The 25,288-nt window shown below is 72.4% G+C and carries 18 protein-coding genes; 9 read left to right on the plus strand and 9 right to left on the minus strand.

Features of this window, described 5'->3' with window-relative positions; all coding sequences use genetic code 11:
- Positions 1–83 precede the first annotated feature (83 nt).
- From ABT070_RS31230 to ABT070_RS31250, 5 genes are all read right to left on the minus strand, one after another.
- Positions 84–2,813, minus strand: a complete 2,730-nt coding sequence (locus ABT070_RS31230; protein ID WP_351765453.1) for a glycoside hydrolase family 38 N-terminal domain-containing protein — start codon at positions 2,811–2,813, stop codon at positions 84–86.
- A 44-nt stretch (positions 2,814–2,857) separates the two neighbouring features.
- A complete protein-coding gene (locus tag ABT070_RS31235; protein WP_351765455.1) occupies positions 2,858–3,715 on the minus strand; it encodes a carbohydrate ABC transporter permease in 858 nt (285 codons plus the stop codon).
- Complete coding sequence (locus ABT070_RS31240) at positions 3,712–4,656, minus strand: carbohydrate ABC transporter permease (protein ID WP_351765456.1); 945 nt, start codon at positions 4,654–4,656, stop codon at positions 3,712–3,714. Before ABT070_RS31240 ends, ABT070_RS31235 begins: the two co-directional genes overlap by 4 nt.
- 7 nt (positions 4,657–4,663) lie before the next feature.
- Positions 4,664–5,998, minus strand: coding sequence for an ABC transporter substrate-binding protein (locus ABT070_RS31245; RefSeq protein WP_351765458.1), 1,335 nt, complete (start codon positions 5,996–5,998; stop codon positions 4,664–4,666).
- A 311-nt stretch (positions 5,999–6,309) separates the two neighbouring features.
- On the minus strand, positions 6,310–7,314 hold the full coding sequence (locus ABT070_RS31250) for a LacI family DNA-binding transcriptional regulator (protein ID WP_351765460.1): 1,005 nt from the start codon (positions 7,312–7,314) through the stop codon (positions 6,310–6,312).
- Positions 7,315–7,688: 374 nt separating this feature from the next.
- On the opposite strand from ABT070_RS31250, the gene ABT070_RS31255 reads away from it, so the two are divergent.
- Positions 7,689–8,258 (plus strand): hypothetical protein, encoded by a 570-nt coding sequence (locus ABT070_RS31255; protein WP_351765462.1) that lies wholly within the window; start codon positions 7,689–7,691, stop codon positions 8,256–8,258.
- Positions 8,259–8,341: 83 nt separating this feature from the next.
- Here ABT070_RS31255 and ABT070_RS31260 read toward each other — a convergent pair whose 3' ends face one another.
- The 3 genes from ABT070_RS31260 to ABT070_RS31270 all read right to left on the minus strand — a co-directional run bounded on the left by ABT070_RS31260 (position 8,342) and on the right by ABT070_RS31270 (position 13,607).
- Positions 8,342–8,986: a dihydrofolate reductase family protein gene (locus ABT070_RS31260; RefSeq protein WP_351765464.1), complete on the minus strand. Its 645-nt coding sequence runs from the start codon at positions 8,984–8,986 to the stop codon at positions 8,342–8,344.
- A 149-nt stretch (positions 8,987–9,135) separates the two neighbouring features.
- The gene (locus tag ABT070_RS31265) at positions 9,136–13,113 is read right to left on the minus strand and encodes an nSTAND1 domain-containing NTPase (RefSeq protein ID WP_351765465.1); all 3,978 of its coding nucleotides are present in this window, start codon (positions 13,111–13,113) and stop codon (positions 9,136–9,138) included.
- Positions 13,114–13,238: 125 nt separating this feature from the next.
- Entirely contained in the window at positions 13,239–13,607 is a 369-nt protein-coding gene (locus ABT070_RS31270; RefSeq protein ID WP_351765466.1) for a hypothetical protein, read from the minus strand.
- A 514-nt stretch (positions 13,608–14,121) separates the two neighbouring features.
- Here ABT070_RS31270 and ABT070_RS31275 point away from each other — a divergent pair.
- Together ABT070_RS31275 and ABT070_RS31280 are read left to right on the plus strand one after the other, a co-directional pair.
- Positions 14,122–15,807, plus strand: coding sequence for a ribonuclease J (locus ABT070_RS31275; protein WP_351765468.1), 1,686 nt, complete (start codon positions 14,122–14,124; stop codon positions 15,805–15,807).
- A gap of 77 nt (positions 15,808–15,884) precedes the next feature.
- Positions 15,885–16,622 (plus strand): polyamine aminopropyltransferase, encoded by a 738-nt coding sequence (locus tag ABT070_RS31280; protein WP_351765469.1) that lies wholly within the window; start codon positions 15,885–15,887, stop codon positions 16,620–16,622.
- Positions 16,623–16,685: 63 nt separating this feature from the next.
- Here ABT070_RS31280 and ABT070_RS31285 read toward each other — a convergent pair whose 3' ends face one another.
- Positions 16,686–16,820, minus strand: a complete 135-nt coding sequence (locus tag ABT070_RS31285; protein ID WP_351765471.1) for a hypothetical protein — start codon at positions 16,818–16,820, stop codon at positions 16,686–16,688.
- Between the two features lie 1,333 nt (positions 16,821–18,153).
- Here ABT070_RS31285 and ABT070_RS31290 point away from each other — a divergent pair.
- The 6 genes from ABT070_RS31290 (at position 18,154) to ABT070_RS31315 (ending at position 25,158) form a co-directional block, all read left to right on the plus strand.
- Positions 18,154–18,345, plus strand: coding sequence for a hypothetical protein (locus ABT070_RS31290; protein ID WP_351765473.1), 192 nt, complete (start codon positions 18,154–18,156; stop codon positions 18,343–18,345).
- A 126-nt stretch (positions 18,346–18,471) separates the two neighbouring features.
- On the plus strand, positions 18,472–21,213 hold the full coding sequence (lanKC, locus tag ABT070_RS31295) for a class III lanthionine synthetase LanKC (protein ID WP_351765474.1): 2,742 nt from the start codon (positions 18,472–18,474) through the stop codon (positions 21,211–21,213).
- On the plus strand, positions 21,210–22,541 hold the full coding sequence (locus ABT070_RS31300) for an MFS transporter (RefSeq protein WP_351765476.1): 1,332 nt from the start codon (positions 21,210–21,212) through the stop codon (positions 22,539–22,541). Before lanKC ends, ABT070_RS31300 begins: the two co-directional genes overlap by 4 nt.
- Positions 22,538–23,593, plus strand: coding sequence for an MsnO8 family LLM class oxidoreductase (locus ABT070_RS31305; RefSeq protein ID WP_351765478.1), 1,056 nt, complete (start codon positions 22,538–22,540; stop codon positions 23,591–23,593). Before ABT070_RS31300 ends, ABT070_RS31305 begins: the two co-directional genes overlap by 4 nt.
- Positions 23,590–24,096, plus strand: a complete 507-nt coding sequence (locus tag ABT070_RS31310) for a flavin reductase family protein (RefSeq protein WP_351765480.1) — start codon at positions 23,590–23,592, stop codon at positions 24,094–24,096. The genes ABT070_RS31305 and ABT070_RS31310 overlap by 4 nt, the downstream gene beginning before the upstream one ends.
- Before the next feature lie 36 nt (positions 24,097–24,132).
- On the plus strand, positions 24,133–25,158 hold the full coding sequence (locus tag ABT070_RS31315; protein WP_351765481.1) for an MsnO8 family LLM class oxidoreductase: 1,026 nt from the start codon (positions 24,133–24,135) through the stop codon (positions 25,156–25,158).
- Positions 25,159–25,288 lie beyond the last annotated feature (130 nt).

The raw sequence follows: 25,288 nt of genomic DNA on the forward strand, positions 1-25,288 counted from the left end.
TGGTGACGAACGGAGACCGGGGACCGGCGGGGGTCGCCGACCCGGATACAGGCGGTACGAGTGGTACGGGCTGTGCGGGCGGGCTACCGGAGTACGACGGTGCGGATCTCCCAGGGTCCGAGGGCGAGGCGGAGGTCGTCCGCGACCCGGGTGCGGGAGAGCGGACGGCCGAGCAGGTCCACGGTGGTGACCTCGGTGAACGTCCCCGTCACCCGCACGGTCGACGCGGTGTCGCTCATCGCGGCCAGCCGCACCTCGGTGCCGGGCCCGCGCTCGTCGTCGTCGACACGGCGGACGCCGGACACCAGGACGTCCTCGCCCTCGACCCGCAGCCCGGCCCTGTCCGGGGGCAGGGGGGTGCCACCGGGCGCGGTGCCACGGGTGACGAGGACGTCGTTGCGGAACTCCTCGGCGAGGGCGACCGCGTGCGCGCCCTGCCAGCCGGCCGCCGAGGGGACGACGGCGAACCGGTTCTCGATGCGCATGCCGAGGTCCTGCGCACCCGGGACGGGGATCTCGCTCGCCGCGGGTTCGTCCCGCAGGGGGTGCAGGTTGACGCTGATCGAGCCGATCGCGCGCAGCAGGGTGACGGCGAGTTCGCGGCCGTCGCCGACGAGTTCGTACTCGACGGAGTGGTCGAGCAGGACGGTGGCGGCGCCGGCCGTCACGAACGTGCCCGCCGGGAAGGTCGGCAGCGGGTACTCGCCCCAGCCTCCCTCGGCGGTGAGCCCGCGCTCGGTGACGGCGAACTGTCCGGCGGCGGCGGACGTGGTCACGGGTTCGGGCAGCGGCACGTGGAAGCGCAGCCGGTGGTCGGCGGACCGGTTCAGGAAGGACGTCGAGACGCGCACGAACGGCTCGCCGGCACGCACCTCCACGAGGGTCTCCACCGGTGTCGCCACGGTTCGTCCGGCGCGCACGTCGCGGTCGTCGGAGAGCGCGGCGGGCCACGCGTAGACGCGGGTGACGCGCAGCCGGGAACGCAGCGGGCCGGTCTCGAGGAGTTCGACGGTGATCTCCGTCGGCTCGGAGACCAGGACGTCCTGCGCCGGGGGCGCGTAGTTGTAGCTGTCGCCGCGGTCACCGCCGTCGACGAGGCGGCCGACGCCGTACAGCACGGTGCCGTCCGGCCCGGTCAGGTCCAGGGTGCCGTCGGCGGCGACCGTGACCTCGACCAGTCCGTTCGCCAAGGTGCGGTCCGTGGCCGTCGCGGGCGGGGGCGACGGCGCCGTGGCACAGGCGGGACCGCTCGCCTCGACCCGGAAGCCGGCCAGCCCCGAGGCGGGAACGCGCACGCGTACGAGTGCGGTGGCGCGGGCCTCCGCCAGCGTCAGGACCCGCCACTCCCCCGGATGCGCGGCGGCCGCGGCGGCGACCTCGAGACGCAGGGTCAGCAGGTCGAAGGGGCCGTCGGCCGGTACCTCGGCGAGGTGGAAGACCAGTGCTCCGGGGGTGAGTTCGTAGCGGTCGATCAGCCGGCCGAAGAGTTCGCGGCGGTGGATGCGGCGCAGGACGCGTTCGAGCTGCGAGGCGTCCATGCGCTCGTCGCCGAGCACGGTCGGCGCCTCGGAGACGAGCTGGACGGGGTGGGTCCGGCCGTCGGGTCCGACCGCGACCGGTGCGGCTCCCTCGTTCGGGGCCACGACGTCCACCTCGACGAGTGCCGTGCGGTCGAACGGCAGCGGATTGGCCACCAGGTGGCCGTCGCTCGGCACCGGGGCGGCCGCTTCGGCGAGCGCCGCGTCCCGCACGGCCCGTGCCGTCTGCGCGGCTTCGGCGAGCCGTGCGGCGACCTGGTCGCAGGTCTCGTCCGTGCCGGATCCGACGACCGAGTCGTGCGCGGTCGACTCGATGATCTTGTGCCAGGCGAGTGCGAGGAACGGCGTGTCGTCGCGTCGGGACCACAGCGCGTTCATGCGCTCGGCGTGGTCCACCGTGCGCTCGGCGACGGCCATCCGCTGCTTGAGCCCGAGCCGCACGGAGAGCACGCCCGGGAGGATGTTGCCGCGCACATGGCTGCGCAGCTCACCGGTGACGACGGCGGACACCTCGTCCCGGACGTGCTCCCGGAGGTACTCGTCGAGCGTGGCCATGGTGATGGCGCGCCCCTCACCCGACGCGCGCCGCAGCCAGTCCGCGAGACGCGGGTCCGGCGCGTCGTGGTCGGTGCCGGCCATCGCGAGCACCGAGTCGCCGCCCCACCGCTCGGCCGTCATCTCCGCGTACTCGCCGAGCGCGCGGCCGACCCGGTCGGGCACCAGCAGGACGTCGAGGCCGTTGTCGTAGCCGTCGAAGAGGAACTCGGTGCGCACCTCGGAGCCGTCGGGGGCGCGCCAGCGGAAGGCGTGGCCGTCGACGGCGCCGGGCACGCCGCGCCACAGTGCCGCGTGCCGGATGCCGGCGCGGGCCAGGATCTGCGGCATCTGCGCGATGTGGCCGAACATGTCGGGCAGATAGCCGACGGGCATCGCGCCGCCGAGTTCCGCCGCGGCCGCCCACCCCATCTGGAGGTTGCGCACGATCGTCTCGCCGGAGCAGAGGAACTCGTCGAGGAGGATGAGCCACGGTCCGACGGCGAGGCGTCCGTCGGCGACCAGGGCCGCGAGGCGCTCGCGGTGGTCCGGGCGCATCTCCAGGTAGTCCTCGATCGCGGCCATCTGCCCGTCGACGGTGAACCGGAAGTCCGGGTTCGCCTCGGCCGTCTCCAGCACGGAGTCGAGGGCGGCGACGAGCCGGTGCCGGAACACCTGGTAGGGCTCGTACCACTCGCGGTCCCAGTGGAAATGGGGGACGAAGACGGCGGGGTTCTGCATGGCGACGTGGACTTTCTGTGCTGGTGGCGGGGCGGGGCGCGCGCTTACTTGAGGGAGCCTGCGGCGAGTCCGGTGCGCCAGAACCGCTGGAGGACGACGAACAGGATGATCACGGGCACGATCGACACCAGCGAGCCGGTGATCACGGACTCCTGGAGCAGCGGGGCGCGGGCGGTCTGGCCGTTCCACTGGTACAGGCCGAGGGTGATCGGGAAGAGGGACTCCTTCTGCAGCATCACCATCGGCAGGAAGAAGTTGTTCCAGATGGCGACGAACTGGAACAGGAAGATGGTCACCAGCGCCGGTGCCATGAGTTTGAACGCCACCGAGAAGAAGGTGCGGAACTCGCCGGCGCCGTCCAGGCGTGCCGACTCGATCAGCTCCTGGGGGACGGCGGCGTGGGCGAAGATCCGGGCGAGGTAGACGCCGAACGGGCTGACGATGCTGGGCAGGAACACCGCGAGGTAGGTGTTGACGATGCCGGTGGCCGAGAACAGCAGGAACAGCGGGAGCGCGAGCGCGGTGGTGGGAACGAGGACGCCGCCGAGGACGACGGAGAACAGGAACTCCCGGCCGCGGAAGCGGAACTTGGCGAGCGCGTAGCCGCACAGCGCGGAGACCAGGGTGCCGACGGCCGCGCCGAGCACGGCGTAGATCACGGTGTTCACGGCCCAACGGCCGAAGATGCCGTCGCTGCGGGTGAACAGGATCCGCAGGTTCTCGAACAGGTCGAAGTGCGAGAACGTCAGCCCGTTGGTGGCGGCGAGGTCTCCCTGCGGCTTCGTGGCCGCGACGATCAGGAAGTAGATCGGCAGCAGGAAGTAGACGGCCAGGAGGAACATCAGGGCCATGGCCGCGGTGCGGCCGGCACGGCTCTCACGGTTCACGGATGGGGTGCTCACAGTCCCGCCTTCTTCGCGGTCAGTCGCATGAAACCGAAGCTCAGGACGAAGGTGATGACGGCGATGACCACGGAGATCGCCGCGGCCTGCTGGTAGTTGTTCCCGGAGGCCACCGCGTACGCGAGCATGTTCGGCGTGAACGTGCTGGAGATGTTCGACGAGATCTGTCGCAGCACGGCCGGCTCGGCGTAGAGCTGCAGGGTTCCGATGATCGAGAACACGGTGGTCAGGACGATCGACGGGGCGATGATCGGGACCTTGATCCGCCACGCGATCGACCAGTTGCCGGCGCCGTCGAGCTCGGCGGCCTCGTACAGCTCCTGCGGGATCGCCTGGAGGGCCGAGTACATGATCAGCATGTTGTAGCCGGTCCACAGCCAGGTGGAGACGTTCGCCGCCGACCACAGCACGGCGCCCGGGCCGAGGAAGTCGGGCTGGAGCCCGACGCCGTTCAGCAGGTCGACGACGGGGCTCAGCTGCGGCGAGTAGAGGTACGACCACATGATCGCGGCGATGACCCCGGGCACGGCGTACGGCATGAACGCGGTGATGCGGAAGACCGACTTGAGCTTCAGCAGGGGGGTGTCCAGCAGCAGCGCCATGACGAGGGCGACGAACAGCATGACCGGCACCTGCACGACGCCGAACAGGCCGATGCGGCCGATGCTGGACCAGAACTCGGTGTTCTGGAAGACCTGCCGGTAGTGCTCGAAGCCGCCGAAGGCCGTGTACGAGGTGCCGTACTGCCCGCCGCTGCGTCGTACGACGCGGAAGCTCTGCCAGAGCGCGTAGCCGACCGGAACCAGGTAGAACAGCACGAACGGGAGGAAGAACGGGATCAGGAACGCGGTGATGATGCCCGCCCGGGGGCCACCGCCGTTGAGGCGGCGGCTCCCGGTCGACGTCACCGCACGGGTCGCGCGGGTTGCGATGTCGGTCATCGGTCGGTCACTTGCCCGCCGTGACCGGGATCGCCTGGTCCTTCATCGACTTCAGCGCGGCGGCCTGAGCGGCCGCCAGCGCGTCGTCGAGGGTGCCGTCACCGGCGGCGGCCTTGGCCATCGCGTCCTGGAGGGCGAGGTTCACCGTCTTCTGGGTCGGGCCCCAGGTGAAACCGGTGTCGATGTTCTTGGACGAGTCGGCGAACACGTCGAAGATCTTCTGGTTGTCGTAGTACGGCACGCCCTTGGACAGCGCGGGGAGCCGAAGACCGGCGTCGGCCGCCGGGTAGAGACCGCCCAGCTCGTTCTCCAGGGCGAGCGCCTCGGGGTCGGTGTTCAGCCAGGTGTTGAACGCGACCGACTCGTAGAGGTGCTTGCTGCCCTTCATGAACGCGACGGTCGATCCGCCCCAGTCGCCGGACGCGCCGTTCGCGCCCCACTTCGGCATCGGCACGATGGCCCACTTGCCGGTCTGCTTGGGCAGGTTGTCGCGGAACATGCTGTAGCCCCAGGCGGCGCCGACGTAGCTGGCGACCTGATCCTGCTGGTACGCGGCGTACATCTGCGTCGAGCCGTTGGCGAGGTCGGTGCGCACGAGCTTGTCGGAGATCAGCTTCTGCCAGTAGTCGGCGACCTGCCTGCTCCGGTCGGACTCGATGTCGACGTGCCACTTGTCGCCGGAGTAGCTGTACATCTCGGCGCTGTTCTGCCAGAGCAGCCCGTTGAACCACTCGGCGTTGTTCGGGTCGAAGAACGTGATGGTGACGCCGGAGTCCGCCTTGTGCAGCTTCTGGGCGGCCGCCGCGTACTCGTCCCAGGTCGTGGGGATCGCGATGCCGTGCTTCTCGAAGATGTCGCTGCGCACGTAGAGCGCCATCGGGCCCGTGTCCTGGGGGAGGGCGAACACGCCGCTGCCGCCGAAGCTGGTCTGCGACCAGGTCCAGGGTACGAACTTCGACTTGGCGGCGGTGGCGGCCTCGCAGGCGGAGGCGTCCACGAAGGCGCTCTGGGTGCGCAGGTTGGGCAGTTCGTCGTAGCCGACCTGGGCGAGGTCCGGGGCCTTGCCCGCCTTGAGGGCGTTGCCGAGGGTGCCGTACTGGTCGTTGGAGATGTTCTTCGTCTCGACCTCGATGTCGGGGTTCTTCTTGTTCCACAGGTCGACGACCTTGTCCATGCCCGGAACGGTGTTCCAGTACTGGAGCGTGACCTTGCCCTCGGCGGGCTCGCAGGACGCGGCGGACGTCGTGTCGCCCGACCCGGGCGACGAACACCCGGCGAGGACGACGGCACTGGCGGCCATGGCGACGACGGCGAGGCGCATGCGCGTGACTGTGTTGCTCATGTTTTCCGTTCCAGACAACGACTAGCGACGGTGCTAGGCGGCTCGATGCTGAACCCTCCGGCGGGACGCCTTCTGGGTGGAGGGGATTGGCAATCCCTTGTGTGCGGCTTGCTGTGCGACTTGTTCTGCTGGTTGGCGTGCGGCTCCCCGACTGTCCCGTGAGCGCTCCCGTGAACGTTCACGGGAGCGCTCACGGGACTGCCTACAGGATTCCTGAAAGTGGATCTCGACGTGCGGGGCGGAATCCTCGGAAGTTTGCGCTCAGGCGCGGAGCCATGTCAAGACATGGGAGACGGATGCCCGTCGTGACGTCAGGCCGACCCGCAGAGATGCAGTTCCGCGTGGACGACCAGGTCGTCGGCCGCCGGTGTGTCCAGCCCCGCCAGCAGACGCGCGACCTGCTCGATGGCCAGCGCCCCGAGCCTTCGCGTGTCCAGGGCGACGCTGGACAGTGGGGGTTCGACGAGTGCTCCGAGCTGGAGGCCGTCGAAGCCGATCACCGCCAGGTCCCGCGGCACGGTCCTGCCGAGCCGACGCGCCTCTCGAAGCGCGCCGATGGCGATGATGTCGTTGAAGGTGAAGACCGCGGTGACCTCGGGATGAGCGGCGAGCAGGGTTCTGAGCGCCGCCCCTCCCCCGTCGGCCGTCTGGTCGGCACCGACCACCAGTCCGGCGTCGATCCCGTGTTCCTGTGCCGCCGCCGTGAACCAGTCGTGCCGGATGCTCGGCTCGGCCCGGGTGTGGTGGTCCAGCATGCCGATCCGGCTGTGCCCCTGCGCCACCAGGTGCGCGACCGCGGCGTGAACGCCCCGCTCCCCGTCGATGCGGATCGAGCTGAACCGCGTGCTGCGGCCCTCACGCCCGATGAGCACCACCGGCATGCCCCGGGTGTACGACTCCAGCTCGCTCTCGGAGCAGCTGAAGTAGCCGATGACGGCGTCCACCTGCGAGGTGATCACCTGGAGTGTGCCGCGTTCCTCCTCCGCCCGGTCCGCGGTGTCGTACACGACCACGTGCCAGCCGCGGGATCTGGCCGCCTCCAGGGCGGCGGCGGCGACCTCGGTGAAGAACGGGTTGAGCAGGTCGGGGATGACCAGCCCGATGGTCATGGTGTCCTGGCGGACCAGGCCTCGGGCGAATCGGCTGGGGCGGTAGCCGAGCGCGCGCGCCGCGTCGAGCACGCGCTGCTTGGTGTCGCCGTCGATCTCGCCCTTGTCGTTGAGCGCCCGCGACACGGTCTGTCGGGACACCCCGGCGGACCTGGCCACGTCGTTGATCGTGATCTTCCGGGGCTCGGCCCCCGGTGTCGACACCATCGCCCACCTCCCTCTTCTCCTCGCGCGAACGCCGGTGCGCGCGCAGAGCCTGAGTATGCCTGGGCCGAAGGGTCGAGCGTAGCCGGGTCTTCTCGCGCCCCGGGGGCCGCCTGTACCGAACTCCGGGAGAGAGCCCGCGCGATCATCCCGCGTCTCCCGGTGCGCCGTTCCTCCCACGCACCGTCATCGGTGATCTTTTCCGTCCCTGCATCGGTCACCACCCGCCGGACGGCTGACCGCGGCTCTAGATTCGGCGCCGGATCCGCTCGGCGCGGTCGCTCGTACGAGCCGCGCCGGGCGAACGGGCGTGCCGTCGCGCGCCCGTGTTCACCGCGGTCCGGGACCCCGGGCCCCGCACAGGGGGAGACTTGCTCATGACACTCGTCGACAGGACGCTCGGACGGCTGTCGCGCCGGGTGGGCGTCGTCGCGGCCGCCCTGGTCACCGCGGCCGCGACGGTACTGGTGGCCGCTCCGCCGGCGTCGGCGGCGACGTACCGGTACGACTGCCGTCGGCTGCTCGGCTCGGGCTCCTACAGCAACCCCGTCTTCCTGGGGAACGTGACCGGGCGGACCGTCGTCGCGGTCAACTGCCCGCCGCTCACGTCCGGCGCCGGATACGCCCACCGGTACTTCAGCTTCACGCTCACCCGGCCCGCGCGCGTCCCGTCGTATGCGGGCGCCTCCTTCGCCCTGGACGCGACCCGGAGGTCCGCCGTCAACCCCTCGCTGAGCAGGGGGGCTTACACGATCATGCACACCTCGGCGGGTGTGTGGACGTACAACCGTGCCGGTGCGGCCGACGGGCGCTATCTGCCCCTGGCGCAGCTGCCCGGCGGCGGGGTGCTGCCGGCGGGCGCCTACCGCCTCAACCTCCAGAAGCTGGACTCGCCGCTGAGGTCGCTCAGCACCCCGTGGTTCAACGTGGTGGTCGCCGTCTCCTGAGCCGCACCTGCGGCGACGCCGACGGCACGAAACCACCCGGCACGAACCCACTCGGCACGGGACGGCCCTGGCGCGGGGCGGCTTCAGTCGTCGCCCCCGGCACCGCGATCGGGTGCGCTCATGTCCCCCGTCCCGGGAGTGCCGTCGGCGAGTCCGTAGCGCAGGTACACGGTGCCCTTCGCGCCGGCGGCCGGCGGTTCGAGGAGGGTGATGTTCGTGGGCACCGCGCCGCCGTCGAACACCTTCTTCCCGACGCCGAGCACGATCGGGTGCACCCAGAGGTCGAGACGGTCGAAGAGCTTCTCGCGCAGAAGGGTCTGCACCAGGTTCAGGCTCCCGACGACCTTCACGTTCTCGTGCTTGTCACGGATCTCGCGCACCGCGCCGGCCAGATCCGGGCCGAGCTGCGTGGACCCGGCCCACGACAGGTCGGGCCTGCCCCGGGATGCCACGTACTTCGGGACGCGGTTGAAGAGGGCGGCGATCTCGTTGTCCTCGCCGCCCTCCTGGTGCGGCCAGTAGGCGGCGAAGATGTCGTACGTCCGCCGGCCGAGCAGGAGGGCGTCCGTCCCCTCGTACGCGGCCATGATCTGTGCCCCGGCGGCCTCGTCCATCAAAGGCGCCTGCCAGCCGCCGAACGGGAACCCCTCCGGGTCCTCCTCGGGGCCGCCGGGCGCCTGCCCGACGAGGTCGAGGGTCGCGAACAGCTCGATGTGGATGAGGCCCATGTCTTGCTCCCGAATCGTTGTCCTGGTCGACAGGTAGACCTGTGGGCGACGGCATACTCATCGCTGCCCGGCGGAGTTCTCCGTGATCGCGCCGGATGCGGTGGGGTTGCGCCGGATGTGGTGGGGTGCGTCGGTCGCCGGGGTCGCGGTCAGTCGGGCGAGCACGCCGAGGCGCCCGGCGCGGACAGTCGCAGCCGGCAGATCGCGGCGAACCGGGCCGACACGTCCAGGTTCCACAGCCGTACGGTCCCGTCGTTGCTGCTGCTGGCCACCGTCCGCCCGTCGGGGGCGAACTCGGTGCCCCACACCGCGTTCGTGTGTCCGGTCAGCGTGGCCCACGGCCGTCGCTCGGCCACGTCCCACAGCCGCACCGTCCGGTCGCTGCCGCTGCTGGCCAGCAAGCGGCCGTCCGGGGAGAACGCGATGCCGCGCACCGAGCCGGTGTGGCCGCGCAGCACCGCCGCGGGTCGCTGCCTGCGGACGTCCCACAGGCGTACGGTCCCGTCGTTGCCGCTGCTCGCCAGCGCCCGGCCGTCCGGGCCGAACGCCACCCCCCGTACCGCGCCCGTGTGCCCGGTGAGCGTGGCCAGCGGCCTGCGGCGCGCCACGTCCCACAGCCGTACGGTCAGATCGTCACCCGCGCTCGCGAGGGTGCGCCCGTCGGGGCTGAAGGCGACATCGTTGACGAAGTCCGAGTGGCCGGTGAGCGTGGTCGGCAGGCGGCGGCCCGTCACGTCCCACAGCCGCACCGTACGGTCGGCGCCGGCCGAGGCCAGCAGCGCGCCGTCCGGGGAGAACGCCACCGAGAACACGTCCCCGTGGTGCCCGGCGAGCGTGTCGAGGAGACGGTGCGTGGTGACGTCCCACAACCGGACCGTGCCGTCGGCGCCGGCCGAGGCCAGCGTCCGCCCGTCGGGTGCGAACGCCACCGAGAAGACGGCCGAGCGATGCCCCCGCAGGGTGGCGACGGACCGGTGCCGCGCCACGTCCCACAGCCGCACCGTGTGATCGGTGTCGGCGGTCGCCAGCAGACTCCCGTCGGGGCTGTAGGCGGACTGCCAGATCTCGGTGTACGGGCGGGCCGTCAGCACCGGCCCGCCGAGGTCCCACAGCACCACCGACTGGTCGAACCCGGCGGTGGCGAGCACGCTCCCGTCGGCGTTCACGGCCACGCCCATCGTGTAGTCGGTGTGGCCGGTGAGCGTCAGCGTCTGCATGCCGCTGTGCACGTCCCACAGACGGGTCGTGCCGTCCCCTCCCGCGCTGACGACCGTGGCGCCGTCCGGGGTGTAGGCGACCGCGTTGACGTCGTCGCTGTGGCCGGTCAGGACCGAGGTCGTCCGGTGCCGTGCCAGGTCCCACAGCCGTACGGTCCGGTCCGCTCCCCCGCTGGCCAGGCTCCGTCCGTCGGGCGCGAACGCCACGCCGTACACCTCGTCGGTGTGCCCTTCCAGCACGCCCGCCCGCCGCCCGCGCACCGTGTCCCACAGCCGGACGGTCCGGTCGGCGCCGGCCGACGCGAGTGTCCGGCCGTCCGGGGCGTACGCCAGCGCGTCGACCTGCCCGACATGACCGGTAAAGGAGGCGATGCGGCGCCGCCGGTCCACGTCCCACAGCTCGACCGTGCCCTCACCTCCCGCGACGGCCAGTGTGCGGCCCCGGGGGTCGAAGGCCACGGCCCGGGCGCCCTTGGTGCTCGCCGGCAGCACCAGCTTCGTACGGTGGTCGGCCGCGTCCCACAGCCGCACCGGCGCGTCCGTGGCACCCGCCGCGAGCGTACGGCCGTCGGGGCCGAAGGCGACCGAGCGCACCCGCCCCGACATCTTGAAGGTGGCGGTCGTACGGCGGTCCGCGAGCCGGCGCAGCGTCACCGTGCCGTCGGAACTGGCCGTCGCCAGCGTGCGCCCGTCGGGCGCGAACGCCACCGAGTTGACCGGCCCTCGGTGCCCGCCGAGCCGGCCCGAGAAGGGCTGCGCCTGCGTGCTCAGAAGGGCGCCGCGCGCCTCGGGCGCCGCCTGGGAACGGTAGGCCTCCCCGGCGAGCCGCAGCGATTCCTCGGGCTGGCCGGCGGCCAGGGAGGCGGACTGCGCCGCGAGGGCCCGGGAACGGGCGACCCTCTCCTGGTGCAGCGCGTCCGAGCGCTGCCGGTAGGCCAGGGCTCCGGCGACGACGGCGAGGGTCAGCAGCACGACCAGCGTGGCCAGCGTGCCCTGCCGGCGCCGGACCTGCCGCCGGGCCTGGCGCCGCCGATCGTCCTCCTCGGCCCGGCTCGCGCGCAGGAACGCCTCCTCGCGCGCGCTGAGCCGGCTCCGGCCGTCCAGTTCCCCGGCCCACGCCCGGACGGTGTCCAGCCGGGTGCCGCGGTAGAGGGCGGACGGATCGCCGCCCTCGCGCTCCCACTCGCCGGCGGCGTGCGCGAGTTGCTGGTGGATCAGCAGTCCGTTGCGGTCGGCGTCGATCCAGCCGCGCAGCCGGGGCCAGGCGTGCAGCAGGGCCTCGTGGGCGATCTCGACCGTGTCGCGGTCGGCGGTGATCAGCCGGGCCCGGACGAAGGCGTCCAGGGCGGCCGTGGCGCCGTCCGTGTCGGCCGGGCGCTCCATCAGCGCGGCCCGGCTCATCCGGCACCGGGCCGGACCGGTGCCGTCGGCGACATGGACCAGGCGCACCAGGATCCGGCGGATCGTCTGCTGCTCGGCCGGGTACAGGCCCGCGAACACGTCCTCGGCGGTCCGTGCGACCGCCCCCCGGATCCCGCCGGTGCGCTCGTACCCCGCGACGGTCAGGGTGGCGCCCTCGCGCCGCTGCCAGGTGGTCAGCAGCGCGTGGGAGATCAGCGGCAGCGCGCCGGACGGGGTGACGTCCGGCAGGGCGCGCCCGGCGTCCGATCCGTCGCCGGGCGGTCCTCCCGGTTCGTCGCGCAGACCGGCGTCGCGCAGGAGCAGGGGGACGAGACCCGGCTCCAGGGTGAGTCCGGCGAGCTCGGCGGGGCGGGTGATCGCCTCCCGCAGCCCGGCGACGGACATGGGTGGCAGGACGAACAGTCCGTCGGTGAACACCGGTGCCAGCTGGGGCAGTTCGATGCACCTGCCGGACAGGTCGGCCCGTACGCCCAGGACCACCACGGCCGGATCACGGCCGGATCCGCCCGCCGGATCCGACGGGCGGCGGGACGTCGACACGGCGCACAGCACCCGGACGAAAGCACGTCGCTCCTCCTCGTCGGAGCAGAGCGTGAACAGCTCCTCGAACTGGTCGACGAGGAGCACCGGACGCACCGGCGGTGGCCGTCTGTCCCCGTCGGCGCGGGCGCCGTCGTCCACGGTGCGCCGCACCGCTTCCAGCAGGACCTCGGGCCGTTCCCGTAACTGGCCCGCGGTGACGCCGAGATCGCCGTCCAGCGCCTTGGCCAAGCCGGTCAGCAGTTCCTCCAGCGGATGCGCGGTGGGCGTGAACGCCACCACCGGCCAGCGCTCGGCACCCGGCATGGGGAAGCCGCCGGGGTTCCGGAAGGCCGGTACGAGACCGGCGTTGAGCAGGGACGACTTACCGGCGCCCGAAGGGGCGACGACCATCAGGGGCCCGCCGCCGATCCGTTCGAAGACCCTCTCGACGAGGGCGGCGGTGGCGCGCTCGCGTCCGAAGAACCATCCCGCGTCCTGCGCGGTGAACGCCGACAGCCCCCGGTAGGGACAGTCACCGTCGAACTCCGTCCGCGCGGGCCCGGCGCCGTCGCCCCGTCCGGCCCGCGCGCGGTCCGGGTTCTCCGGGTTCGCCGGCCTCTCGGGCTTCTCCGCTCCATCGGCTTCGCCGGCGGCCTCGGAGGTCCGCGTCAGCAGCCGCAGCAGCCCGCCCTCGGCCCGCAGGATCTGGTCGCACCGCCGCGCGACATCGACGGTGGCTCGCTTCGCGCCTGTCTCGATCTTGCTGAGGTAGCCCTTGCTGTAGTGCGTCTCCCGGGCCATGTCGGCCAGCGAGAGCCCGCGCTGCCGGCGGAGTCGTCTCAGCTGGGCGGGGAAGTCCGGAACGGTTCCGTCGATCGGCTGGGGTTCACATCGGTCGCCGGTGTGCTGCTGCTCCCCCACCACATCCCCCGGTGTCGCGCGCATGAGCCGTGAAACGGCCGACATCCAGAGTACTGCGGGAATGTGACGGCCGATCAAGACTTTCACCGGCGTGGCGCGAGGGTACGGCGGAAACACGGACGTCCGGAACCGCGGACGCGATTCCGGACGTACCCCCGTGAGATAAGGCCTTACGGCCGGTTCAGCTTGATCGAGTTGACCGGTGTGAGGTCGGCCCACACACCCCTCGGAGGATTCCCGATGGTGTAGTTGCAGTTCGTGCCGCCGTAGTTCAGGCACAGTTCCGCCGAGGCGCCACCGGTCTGGTTGTTGAGGACCCAGTGCCAGCCCACCTGGTTGCTCAGGTTGTGCGGCCCGTAGCTCCAGTAGATGTTGCTCGGGCTCTGGGCGGGGTTCTGGTTCTGCGGGTAGATACAGACGGCACCGGACGGACACCCGGCCCAGTCGGCGGCCGGCTTGGCTTCGGCCGTACCGGTCAGCGCCACCATCGCCGTGGCGGCGGTGGCGAGTGCGACGGCCCCACTGAACAACTTGCGCATGTTTCCCCCTTGCGGTCGTCCTGCCTGGTCGCAGGTCGTGCTCGGTCTCTCGGCAGAAGACTGGCCGCCGGGTGCCGAGAGGTCGACGGGTTTCCTGTTTCCCGTCACCACGGCAAACCGGGAAACCGGCCGTGATCAGCACGGTCCACGAAAAGGAGGCAACCCCGAAAGCGCCGCATCTGACGGAATTCGACCTGCCGGTCGTATGGTCGCCTTGGGCTACGAAACGGACAGTGCGACTTCGTCCGGACCGGTGACGGACTTTCCGGCACGGCACTCGCCGCCGACCGCCATCGCGGGCGGGATTCGAATTCCGGTCGAAAACCGCCCGCGGTAAGAGCTGTCCCGTGACGTGACGGGTGCGCGGACATTTCGCCGGGAAGCGCCGTGTTCCTCTTTCCGGGCCGGGATTCCGCCTCCTCCTCACCGGTCGCGCCGGCCACCGCGCGGCGCGTGGTCTCGGGAGGGTGCAGCCGGTGCGTCCCACCGGCGGACTCTTCGGTAACGTGAGGTTATGAGCCATCCGCATCCAGAACTCAAAACCGCCCCGCCGCTGCCCGAAGGCGGGCTGAGGGTGACCGCCTTGGGCGGCCTCGGCGAAATCGGTCGCAACATGACCGTCTTCGAACATGCGGGCAAGCTGTTGATCGTGGACTGCGGTGTGCTGTTCCCCGAGGAGAACCAGCCCGGGGTGGACGTGATTCTGCCCGATTTCACCTCGATCCGGGACCGCCTGGACGACATCGTGGCCGTCGTGCTCACCCACGGCCACGAGGACCACATCGGCGGCGTGCCCTATCTGCTGCGGGAGCGTTCGGACATCCCGATCGTCGGCTCGAAGCTCACCCTCGCGTTCCTGGAGGCCAAGCTCAAGGAGCACGGCATCAGGCCCCGCACGGTGCGGGTGCGCGAGGGCGACCGGCGCGGCTTCGGCCCGTTCGACTGTGAGTTCGTGGCCGTCAACCACTCCATCCCGGACGGGCTCGCGGTGGCCCTGCGGACCGGAGCCGGGCTGGTGCTGCACACCGGCGACTTCAAGATGGACCAGTTCCCCCTCGACGACCGGATCACCGACCTGCGCGCCTTCGCGCGCCTCGGCGAGGAGGGTGTGGACCTCTTCCTCACCGACTCCACCAACGCCGAGGTCCCCGGCTTCACCACCTCCGAACGCGAGCTGAACCCCGCGATCGAACAGGTGATCCGGACCGCCCCGCGCCGGGTCATCGTCTCCAGTTTCGCCAGCCATGTGCACCGCATCCAGCAGGTCCTGGACGCCGCCCACCAGCACGGCCGCAAGGTCGCCTTCGTGGGCCGCTCCATGGTCCGCAACATGGGCATCGCCCGCGACCTCGGCTACCTCAAGGTCCCGTCCGGCCTGGTCGTGAACGCCAAGGAACTGGAGAAGCTGCCGGACCACCGGATCACCCTGGTGTGCACCGGCTCCCAGGGCGAGCCGATGGCCGCCCTGTCCCGGATGGCCAACCGCGACCACGCGATCCGTATCGGCAAGGGCGACACCGTCCTGCTCGCCAGCTCCCTCATCCCCGGCAACGAGAACGCCATCTATCGGGTGATCAACGGCCTGACCCGGTGGGGCGCCAACGTCGTCCACAAGGGCAACGCCAAGGTGCACGTCTCCGGCCACGCGAGCGCCGGTGAACTCGTCTACTGCTACAACATCGTCCGGCCCCGCAACGTCATGCCCGTCCACGGCGAGTTCCGCCACCTGCGGGCCAACGCCGACCTCGCCATCCGCACCGGCGTCGACCCCGACCGGGTCGTCATCGCGGAGGACGGTGTCGTCGTCGACCTCGTCGACGGCCGCGCCTCCATCACCGGCAAGGTGCCCGCCGGGAACGTCTACGTGGACGGCATGGAAGTCGGCGGCGCGACCGAGGCGTCCCTCAAGGACCGGGTCACCCTCGCCCAGGAGGGCGTCATCACGGTCGTGGCCATCGTCGACGCCGACACCGGCGCCCTCGCCGAGGCCCCCGACTTCCTGGCCCGCGGCTTCGTCCACGACGACACCACCTTCGAGCCGGTCATCCCCGTCATCGAGAAGACGCTGGCCAACGCCGCACAGGAAGGTGTCGGCGACGCCCACCAGCTCGAACAGCTCGTCGCCCGCGCCGTGGCCAACTGGGCGTTCCGCACGCACCGCCGCAAGCCGCTGATCATCCCCGTCATCATCGACGCCTGACCGGGCCCGCCGCCCCGGCCCCGCTCCCGCGCCGGCAGCGGCGCCCACGCATCCACGAACGACAGAAAGGTGAACGGATGGGCCTGCGCTTCGAGGAGATCGACTGGCAACCGACACCGATCGGCGAGATCAGTCTGCGGCGCCGCCGCCACCCGGTCTCGGGGGACGACGTGTACGAGGTGAAGCTCGGCGACGAGTTCCTGATGTCCAGCCTCTTCACCGCCGGCGAGATCGCGCTCACGGAACTCGGACTGGCCGAGCTGCCGGACACCGGACGGCCCGAACTGGACGTGGCCGTCGGCGGACTCGGGCTCGGCTACACCGCCCAGGCGGCCCTGGACGACCCCCGGGTGCGCTCGCTGGCCGTGATCGATGCGCTCGCCCAGGTCATCGACTGGCACCAGCGGCACCTGGTACCCCTCGGAGCCCGGCTGACCTCGGACGCCCGCTGCCGCCTGGTGCACGGCGACTTCTTCGCGCTGGCCGCCGACCCCGGCGGCCTGGACCCCGAGAATCCGGGCCGTCGCTTCCACGCCGTCCTGCTGGACGTCGACCACTCACCACGCCATGTGCTCCACCCGAGCCACGCGGCGCTCTACGAACCCGCCGGGCTCCGTGCCCTCGCCGAACACCTCCACCCCGGCGGGGTGTTCGCCCTGTGGTCGAACGACCCGCCCGACGAGCGGTTCACCTCCGTGCTCACGACGGTCTTCGCAGAAGCGACCGCCCAGGTCGTCGACTTCGACAACCCCCTGCAGGGCGGTACCTCGACCAACACCGTCTACGTGGCCCGCAAAGCACCGGGCACGCCGTAGCCGGGCACACGGTCCGGCCCGCCCCTGGTGGTGGAGTGCACGGAGAGCGGGACGAGACGACCGCTACCAGATCAGGCACCAGTAGTTCCCGGAGGTGCCGACACCGATTCGACCGACCGGCGGCACCAGCTCGGGGGCGGGGTCGCCCAGAGCCGACAGGGAGCACGCCGGGTCACCCACCGTCCCTGAGGCGGCCATGCGCTGAGCAGCGGCCTGAGCGACGGAGGACGTGTACCAGACCGTCGATGCCGCCGGGCTGTCTCCGGCCGTCGGCGACTGTGCGGGGGCCGGGGTCGTGGACGGGGCGGGTACCGGGGTCGTAGGCGGGGCGGGTACCGGGGCCGTGGACAGGGTGGGTACCGGGGTAGAGGGCAGGGCGGACACAGTCGGCGTCGGTGTCGGTTTCGGCGTGCGTCGCGGCGGTGCCGTCGCGGTGAGCGACGGCTGTGGTGACCGGGCAGGCGCCTCGGACCGCACCGGCGGCTCGGACCGCACCGGCGGCTCGGACCGCCCCGGTTTCTCCGACCGTCCCGGCGTTTCGGACCGTCCCGGTTTCTCCGACCGTCCCGGCGTTTCGGACCGTCCCGGCGTCGAGGTCGTCTTCGGCACGGCTGAAGGCCGCGCGGCGGAAGGGGCGCGGTCAGGCGTCCCACGGTGGCTGGGGGACGTGGGGTGCCCGCCCGTCGCCGTGGAGGGGGCTGCGCGGGTCTCCGTGGGGGTGGGAGACGCCGTACCGGAGGTTCTCGGCGAGGACGTCGCGGAGGGCAGTGGGTCGAGCGTGGGCAGGGACAGGTCGCTCGACGCCGACGGCGCCGGTTCGGGGGCGCCGCCGTCCGACGCCGTCAGCGCCCAGGTCCCCAGGCCACCCGCCACGAGGACGGCTGCCCCACCCACGATCCACGGCGCCCTGCGTCGCGGACTTCGGTGACGGCTCATGCATTCCACTGTCTGCCTGTCCGCAGGCGTTCTCAAGCGGTGGGGCGCCGTCCCGGCGGCCCGGCGTGCCGTCGTCGACGGCCGTGCGGAGGCGTGGTCCAGAGGCGCGGCCGCTCCGCCGGCCCTTCCCCGAGCGGCGGAAATCCGATCCGGGAGCGGCCGGTCGCTCCGCTCCTGCTGGAGGACGGGCCGCGCCGGGCAGCCAGGGGCGACCCTCTCGTGGACGGCGCCCGGAGTCCGCGGCCGCGTCTGCCGGGCTCACCGGCGCGGTGGTCTTCGCCCGGCGGCACGGAGCGCCGAACAGCCGGCACGGTCGGCCGGTAGAACGGTCGGCCGGTAGAACGGTCGGCCGGTCGAGCTGTGCTGTGCGGGGCGGGGCGCGAGGAAGGGATGTTCCTCGGGCCGTTCGGAGCCGTCGTTTCCCGACGCGTCCCAGGAGCCGCTGCCGTGTCGCGCTCCGCGTGATGTGTCACCGAGCGGCGCATATACCGCTCGCATACCAGCACTTCACCGTTCGCCGGTCCCGCCGCCCTAGCTTCGGGTGCACCGGTCGGCGATCGCCGGCCGGCCCGACGAAGCCCATCGGAGGTTCACCATGGCCGACGAACTCGAGCCCACCGCCGCAGAGACCGTGGAGAGTGCGGAGACCGAGGAGGCGCCGGAGGTCGAGGCGCACTCCGCCGAGCAGGTGCTGGGGCTCCAGGGCATCAGCATCGACGACGAGACCGGCATCGACGCCCCGGCCGCGGGCAGTTGCAGCTCCTGCCTCGGCTCGACGTGCATGTGACCCCCTGACGTACGCCGCGTCCGGCCGGCCCGGTGGTGGTCCGCCACCGGGCCGGCCGGACGTGGACGAGCGGACAGGCACGACCGGACGTGAACGGCCGGACCCGGACGAGAGGAGCCCGCAGGCATGCAGCTGCCCTGGGACACGATGCTGCGTTACCTGAAGTACCACCCGCGCTGGTTCGAGGGCGCGAGCAGCCGCCGGCCGGACAGCACCCATCTGGCCGCGTTCCGCGCGCGGATGCCGGGCGACTGGCGGCTGCGGCGCTTCGGCCACTGGTTCGTCGCCGACCCGCCCGGCGCCCCGGAACTCGGCCAGGGCTGGAAGCTGCACGTCTCGGCCACCTCCCGCACCAGCGCCGACACCCTGCGGCGCAGCCTGCCCGTGCTGCGCGACGCCGGGGTGCGGTTCAAGTTCCTCGTGGACCCCGCCGAGGTGCTCGAGTTCAACAGCAAGTCCTTCTCCCGCGAGTCGAGCGGGAAGTTCATCACCGTCTACCCGCCGGACGACGACACCTTCCACGCCGTCGGCCGCGCCCTGACCGAGGCGCTGAGCGGGTTCGACGGGCCGTATGTGCTGTCGGACCGGCGTTATCCGGGTTCACGTGTCGTCTCGTACCGCTACGGCGGATTCACCAGCCGCTTCCGGCTCCAGCCGCTCGGCCTGCTGGAGCTGCTGATCGAGGCACCCGACGGCACCCTGGTGCGCGATCTGCGCACGCCCTACTGGAGCATGCCCCCGTGGGCGGTCGACCCCGTGACCGGGCAGGGTCCCCCGGCCGGCCCGTCGCCGGCCGAGGCGGAGGGCACCCGGCTGCTGAACGAGCGGTACGAGATCTCGAGCGCCCTGATGTTCAGTAACCGCGGTGGCATCTACCGCGCTGTCGACACCGTCACCGGAGCCGATGTCGTCCTGCGCGAGGCCCGGCCCGGCGTGCAGATCGGACCGGAGGGGATCGACGCCGTCGAGCTGCTGCGCCACGAGTACGACCTGCTGGTCGAGCTCGCGGACACCGGGTACTTCGTGCGGCCGCTGGGTTTCTTCCGGCAGTGGGAGCACTCGTACCTCGTGGAGGAGTGGGTGGGCGACGAGTACCTCGGACGGTTGACCACCACCCAGAACCCGGTCTTCGAACTCGACCCGACACCGGCCCGGCTGTCCGACTACTACCGGCGGCTGCAGGGGCTGTGGCTCCAGATCGCGGACGCCGTCGCCGTGTGCCACGAGCGCGGCATCGTGCTCGGCGATCTCTCCCCCACCAATGTGATGATCACCGCCGACGACCGGATCCGCATCATCGACCTGGAGTCGGCCTTCCACGAGGGCGTCGACCGGGGGGCCGGTCTGTGCACTCCGGGCATGGTCACCCGGCGCGCCCTGACCGCCCGGCGCGGGGACCGCCGTACCGACTACTACGCGCTGGGCGGACTGATGCTCGGCACCATGATCGCCTGCCAGCAGAACGACATGATCGACCACGAGGTGCCGCTGCGGGTGCTGGCCGAGCTGGCCGAGGACCTCGCGCTGCCGCCGGAGCTGGTCTCCCTGGTCGAGGAGCTCTACAGCGAGGACGAGCGCCTGCCCGATCCGGTCGAACTGCGACGGCGGATCGCCCGGCTGCCCTTCGCCACCGCCTGGCGGCAGTCGCCGCCGCTGGCCGGCCGGCGTCTGCCCGACCCGGAGCGCACCGCGCGGCTGCACGGGCGGATCGACGAGACCCTCGACGGCGTCGTCGACTACCTCGGCAACACCGCGGACACCTCCCGCGCGGACCGGCTCTTCCCCGCGGACGTCCTGGTGTTCGAGACCAACGGGCTCTCGCTGGCGCACGGCGCCTACGGCTGTCTGTACGCGCTGCACACTCTGGGGCGGGAGGTCCCGGACGCCTTCCTGGCGTGGTCCCTGACCCGTCCGACCCATCAGGACGCGCTTCCGCCCGGCCTGTACTACGGCGCCGCGGGCGCGGCCTGGACCCTGTCCGCGCTGGGCCACCGCGACCAGGCGGTACGGCTGCTGCGCGAGGCCGGCGGGCACCCGCTGCTGCACACCGAACCCGGCGTCCTGACCGGCGCGGCGGGCCACGGCATGGCCTGTCTGCGGCTGTGGCGGGACCACGGGCTGCCCGAGTTCCTCGACCGCGCCCGGGAGATCGGCGACCGGCTGGCGGCGACGGCCCGGCGGGAGGGCGGCAAGGCGCACTGGACCGACTCGGCCGACCGGGTGCCGGTCGGCTACGGGTACGGCGCCTGCGGCGTCGCGCTCTTCCTGCTGGCGCTGCACTCCGCCACCGGCGACGAGGCGACGCTCGAACTCGGCCTGTCCGCACTGGACTTCGACCTGGGCCTCGCCTTCCCCTCGCTGAGCGGGGTGCTGTCCTTCCCCTCGTTCCACGACGGCGACGGCCCACCGGTGCGCCGCCACTACTGGGACGAGGGCACGGCGGGCGTGCTGACCACGCTGCTGCGCTACTGGGACGCCACCGGTGAGGAGCGGCTGCGCAAGGAGGCGGAGCGCCTCCTCCCCGACATCCGCCGCAAGTACACCGGCCTCACCCAGCTGTTCCACGGCGTCAGCGGCATCGGCAACGCCCTGCTGGACGCCTACGAGTTCCTCGGCGACCCGGAGCTGCTCGGCGACGCGGAGCGGGCCGCGGAGTCGGTGCTGTGCCACGCGGTACGGCGGCCGGAGGGCATCGTCTTCCCCGGCGAGCAGGCGCTGCGCGAAAGCTGCGACCTGGCCACCGGCTCGGCGGGCGTCGCCCTGTTCCTCGACCGGCTCCGGCACGCCGCGCCGGGACTGCGCACGAACAGGAACTTCGTCCTCGACGACCTGTCGGCTCCGCCGCCCGGAGCGGGAGGTGCCGGATGACGGCCACGGCCCCGGCGGCACAGGGCCGGGCGGGGGTGCTGCGCCACAACCGCGACTACCGGCTGCTGTGGGCAGGCCAGGCGCTGTCCGGCTTCGGCTCCTCGATGTCGGCGGTGGCGCTGCCGCTGGCCCTGCTGGCCGCCGGGTATCCGACCACCTCCGTCGCCCTCGTCGGCTCGGTGCTGGCCGCCGCCGGGCTTCTCGTCCGCATTCCGGCGGGGCTGGCGAGCGACCGCTTCGACCAGCGCGGACTGCTGATCGGCGCCGACCTCGTCCGTCTCGCGGTCGTCGTGACGCTGACGCTGTGCGTGCTGGCGCGGCCGCTGCCGCTGTGGCTGGCGCTCATCGCGGTGGTGGTGTCGGTGAGCGCCTCCGAGGTGTTCAAGCCGTCGCAGTACCAGCTGATCCGGCAGGTCGTCAGGCCCGAGCAGATCCCGGCGGCCGTGTCCCTGAACCAGGCTCGCGCCTACGCGGCCGAGATGGCCGGGCCGGCCACGGCGGGGCTGCTGATCGGGGTGTCCGTGGCGCTGCCGTTCGCGGTGGACGCCGTGACCTTCCTGGCGTCGGCGGTCTGCATCGCGGCGACCTCCCGCACGGTCCGGGCGGCGCCCGGCAGAACGCCGCGCGCGAAGGGCGCCGTGCGGTGGGGGCCGCCGCCCGGCTTCTGGCAGGAGCTGACGGTGGGGCTGCGGCACCTGGCCCGCGACCGGTTCCTGCGCCGCTCCACCGTCATCTTCAGCGGGCTGACCGTCGCGTTCACCATGTTCGGCTCCGCCCTGCTGCTCGGCGTGGGCCGCGAACCGGGCGGCGCGCGGGCCGTCGGCTGGGCGCTGAGCACCGCCGCCCTCGCCGGTCTCCTCGGCTCCCTCGCCGCTCCCCGCCTCCAGCGGACGCTGCCCCTGCCGGTGCTGGTCGCGACCGGTCCCGCGGTCGCCGCCGTCCTGCTGGTCACGGCCTGGGCGAGCGGCAGCACACTCGCCTTCGTCGCCGCGTTCTCGGCGATGTGCCTGCTCGTCCCCGCCATCAACGCAGCCGTCGTCTCGGTGATGGCCACCACGATCCCCGCGGAGATCTACGGCCGGGTCACCACCGCCAACGACTTCGTGGTGCAGTTGCTGCAACCCTGCGCGCCGCTGGCCGCCGGAACCCTGCTGGTCGCCTTCTCGCTCCCGGTGACCGGCCTGGTCCTCGGCGCCGGTTTCGCGGCGCTCGCGCTGCTGGCCCTCGCGCTGCCCACGCCGGAGCGCGCCCGGACCGCCGATCCCTCCGGTACCGCAGATCCCTCCGATACCGCAGACCCCGCCGAGCAAGCCCGGAGTGAGCCATGACCGGTTCCGCACAGTCCGTGGACCTTCTCCTGTCGCGCGTCGCGTTCTCCGTGCTCGAACGGGGCGGACATGTCGGGGGGACGACCGCGGAGCAGGCCGTCCAGGACGTGGTCGACGTGGCCAGGACCGCCGAGGCGCACGGCTACCACCGCGTCTGGGTGGCCGAGCACCACGCCGCGGGGAAGAGCGCCAGCAGCGCTCCCGCCGTGCTGATCGCGCACATCGCCGCACTCACCGAACGGATCCGGGTCGGCTCCGGCGGTGTCATGCTGCCCAACCACCCGCCCTTCACCGTCGCCGAGCAGTTCGCCACCCTCCAGGCCCTCCACCCCGGCCGCATCGACCTGGGAGTCGGCCGTTCCTCCGGCGGATCCACCCAGGGCCACCGGCTGCTGGAGGCCGCCCTGCGACGCGCGCCCGACGCGTCCGCCCGGTTTCCCGAGCAGGTCGACGAGCTGCTCGGCTTCCTGCACCACCGAGGCCCCGGGCAGCATCGGTTCCACGCCCTGCCGCTGACCCCGCACACCGCGGGCGTGCCCGAGGTGCATGTCCTGGGCGCCGGGGAGAACAGCGCGCGGCTGGCGGCGGAGCGGGGTCTGCCCTTCGCCTACGGCCACCATCTCAGCCGTACCATCAGGCGGCCCTCGGCGGTGGCCCGCTACCGCTCGGAGTTCCGGGCGGGGCCGGACGGCGCACGGCCCCGGCTCCTCGTCTCCGTACAGGTGGTCTGCGCCGAGACCGACGCGCTGGCCGAGTCCCTGGCCCTGCGGACCGCCGCCTACGTCGTCGCGCACTCCGATCTCGCGCCGGCCGGTCCGCAGTCCCCCGCCCGTGAGGAGTCCCTGGCCCGCGAGGCACTGGAGGAGTACGCGGTCGTACACGGCGCCCCGGCCAGAGTGGCGGCCGAACTGGAGGCGCTGGTCGCCGAGTTCGACGCGGACGAGCTGATGATCGCCCCCTTCGAGCTGACCGGGGCGGCACGCTGCCGCACGCTGCGCCTGACCGCCGCGGCCCGCCGGGTACGGCCGGCGGAACGGACCGCCCGCTCATGACGGCGCCGACGACCGGGAGCGCCGAGGCCCTCGCGCCGGACCGGCTGCGCGGGGTCCTCGGCCGGTTCGCGACCGGGGTGACCGTGCTCACCGCGGGCCGTGAGGCGCCGCGGGGGATGACGGCGAACTCCTTCACGTCGGTCGCGCTGGACCCGCCGCTCGTGCTCGTCTGCGTGGCGCGCACGGCGCGGCTGCACGAGGCCGTGCTTCAGGAGCGCCGCTTCGCCGTGTCCGTCCTCGGTGCCGGGCAGGTCAGGCTGGCCCGGCACTTCGCCGATCGCCGACGCCCGCGCGCGGGGCGTGAGTTCGACGCGGTCGACACCTTTCGCGGCCGGTTCACCGGCGCGCCGCTGCTGTGCGGTGCGCTGGCCTGGCTGGAGTGCGCCGTCGCCGCCGTCCACGACGGGGGTGACCACTCCGTCGTGCTCGGGTCGGTGCTCGACGCCGCGCACGGAACCCAGGACGAACCGCTGCTGTACTTCGGCGGCGGCTTCCGCCCCTGAGCCGCCCTCCGCACCCGAGTGATCCCGGAGCGCCTCATGACCATGGCCCAGCAACGCCCGGCCCGCTTCCTCGTGTCCGTGCTCGAGATGGGGGCCCGGCTGCCCGGGACCTCCGCCGAGCAGTCCGTCCAGGACCTGGTGGAGTCGGCCCGTATCGCCGACGCCCACGGCTACCACCGGATCTGGGTCGCCGAACACCACTCCTCGCAGCGGACGGTGAGCGGAGTGCCCGCCGTGCTGATCGCGCACATCGCCGCACTCACCGAACGGATCCGGGTCGGCTCCGGCGGCGTCATGCTGCCCAACCACCCGCCCTTCACCGTCGCCGAGCAGTTCGCCACCCTGGCCGCGCTGCACCCCGGCCGCGTCGACCTGGGCCTCGGCCGCTCGCTGGCCGGTCCGGCGGCGGACGGCCTGCTGGAGGCGGCCCTGCGCCGCGATCCCCGGGGCACGGCCGACTTCCCGGCACAGGTCGACGAACTCCTGGGCTTCCTGCGCCGACGCGGGCCCGACCGCCGCCGCTTCCACGCCCTGCGGGTGGCCCCGGCCGCCGCGACACCGCCCGAGGTGCACGTCCTGGGCGCGAGCGAGAGCAGTGCCCGGATCGCCGCGGAGCGGGGACTGCCGTTCGCGTACGGGCATCATCTGGGCCGGTCCAAGTGCCGGCGGGCCGCGCTGGAGCGGTACCGGGCCGCGTTCGAGCCTGGGCCCGACGGCGGGCGGCCGCATCTGGTCGCCGCGGTGAACGTGGTGTGCGCCGAGACCAACGAGGAGGCCGAGGCGCTGGCGTTGCGGACCTCCGCGCTGCTGGCCGGTCCGCAGGACCTGTCGGCCGCGGTCCGGTCGAGCCGTCTCGCCCTGCGGATCCTGGAGGAGAACCAGGTGGTGCGCGGCGCGCCGGCCAGGGTGGCCGCCGAACTGGAAGCGCTGGCCGCGGAGTTGGGGGTGGACGAGGTGATGGTCACGCCGTACGAGCTGGCGGGCCCGGCCCGTCACCGGACCCTGCGGCTGACCGCGGACGCGTTGCGCGCGACCCGGCGCGAGAGTGCGCGGACGGCCTGACACCGCCGCCGGGACGAGAACCGCGGGCAGGGCCTTCGCCCTGCCCCCCCGGGATGCGGGTGGGGCGCCGGCCGGCTTAACACACAGCGCCCCCGCGGTAAGGGGACGGCGGGGGGGCCGCGGCGGGCGG

The organism is Streptomyces sp. NPDC002884, assembly GCF_040295245.1.
Lineage (GTDB): Bacteria > Actinomycetota > Actinomycetes > Streptomycetales > Streptomycetaceae > Streptomyces.

Excerpts from the sequence above, each read along its gene's own strand:
- ABT070_RS31260 (WP_351765464.1), bottom strand. The coding sequence starts at position 8,986 with ATGGGCCTCATCCACATCGAGCTGTTCGCGACCCTCGACCTCGTCGGG.
- ABT070_RS31265 (WP_351765465.1), bottom strand. The coding sequence starts at position 13,113 with ATGTCGGCCGTTTCACGGCTCATGCGCGCGACACCGGGGGATGTGGTG.
- ABT070_RS31285 (WP_351765471.1), bottom strand. The coding sequence starts at position 16,820 with ATGGCCGCCTCAGGGACGGTGGGTGACCCGGCGTGCTCCCTGTCGGCT.
- ABT070_RS31270 (WP_351765466.1), bottom strand. The coding sequence starts at position 13,607 with ATGCGCAAGTTGTTCAGTGGGGCCGTCGCACTCGCCACCGCCGCCACG.
- ABT070_RS31255 (WP_351765462.1), top strand. The coding sequence starts at position 7,689 with ATGACACTCGTCGACAGGACGCTCGGACGGCTGTCGCGCCGGGTGGGC.
- ABT070_RS31275 (WP_351765468.1), top strand. The coding sequence starts at position 14,122 with ATGAGCCATCCGCATCCAGAACTCAAAACCGCCCCGCCGCTGCCCGAA.
- ABT070_RS31250 (WP_351765460.1), bottom strand. The coding sequence starts at position 7,314 with ATGGTGTCGACACCGGGGGCCGAGCCCCGGAAGATCACGATCAACGAC.
- ABT070_RS31280 (WP_351765469.1), top strand. The coding sequence starts at position 15,885 with ATGGGCCTGCGCTTCGAGGAGATCGACTGGCAACCGACACCGATCGGC.
- ABT070_RS31240 (WP_351765456.1), bottom strand. The coding sequence starts at position 4,656 with ATGACCGACATCGCAACCCGCGCGACCCGTGCGGTGACGTCGACCGGG.
- ABT070_RS31230 (WP_351765453.1), bottom strand. The coding sequence starts at position 2,813 with ATGCAGAACCCCGCCGTCTTCGTCCCCCATTTCCACTGGGACCGCGAG.
- ABT070_RS31245 (WP_351765458.1), bottom strand. The coding sequence starts at position 5,998 with ATGAGCAACACAGTCACGCGCATGCGCCTCGCCGTCGTCGCCATGGCC.
- ABT070_RS31305 (WP_351765478.1), top strand. The coding sequence starts at position 22,538 with ATGACCGGTTCCGCACAGTCCGTGGACCTTCTCCTGTCGCGCGTCGCG.
- lanKC (WP_351765474.1), top strand. The coding sequence starts at position 18,472 with ATGCAGCTGCCCTGGGACACGATGCTGCGTTACCTGAAGTACCACCCG.
- ABT070_RS31310 (WP_351765480.1), top strand. The coding sequence starts at position 23,590 with ATGACGGCGCCGACGACCGGGAGCGCCGAGGCCCTCGCGCCGGACCGG.
- ABT070_RS31315 (WP_351765481.1), top strand. The coding sequence starts at position 24,133 with ATGACCATGGCCCAGCAACGCCCGGCCCGCTTCCTCGTGTCCGTGCTC.
- ABT070_RS31300 (WP_351765476.1), top strand. The coding sequence starts at position 21,210 with ATGACGGCCACGGCCCCGGCGGCACAGGGCCGGGCGGGGGTGCTGCGC.
- ABT070_RS31290 (WP_351765473.1), top strand. The coding sequence starts at position 18,154 with ATGGCCGACGAACTCGAGCCCACCGCCGCAGAGACCGTGGAGAGTGCG.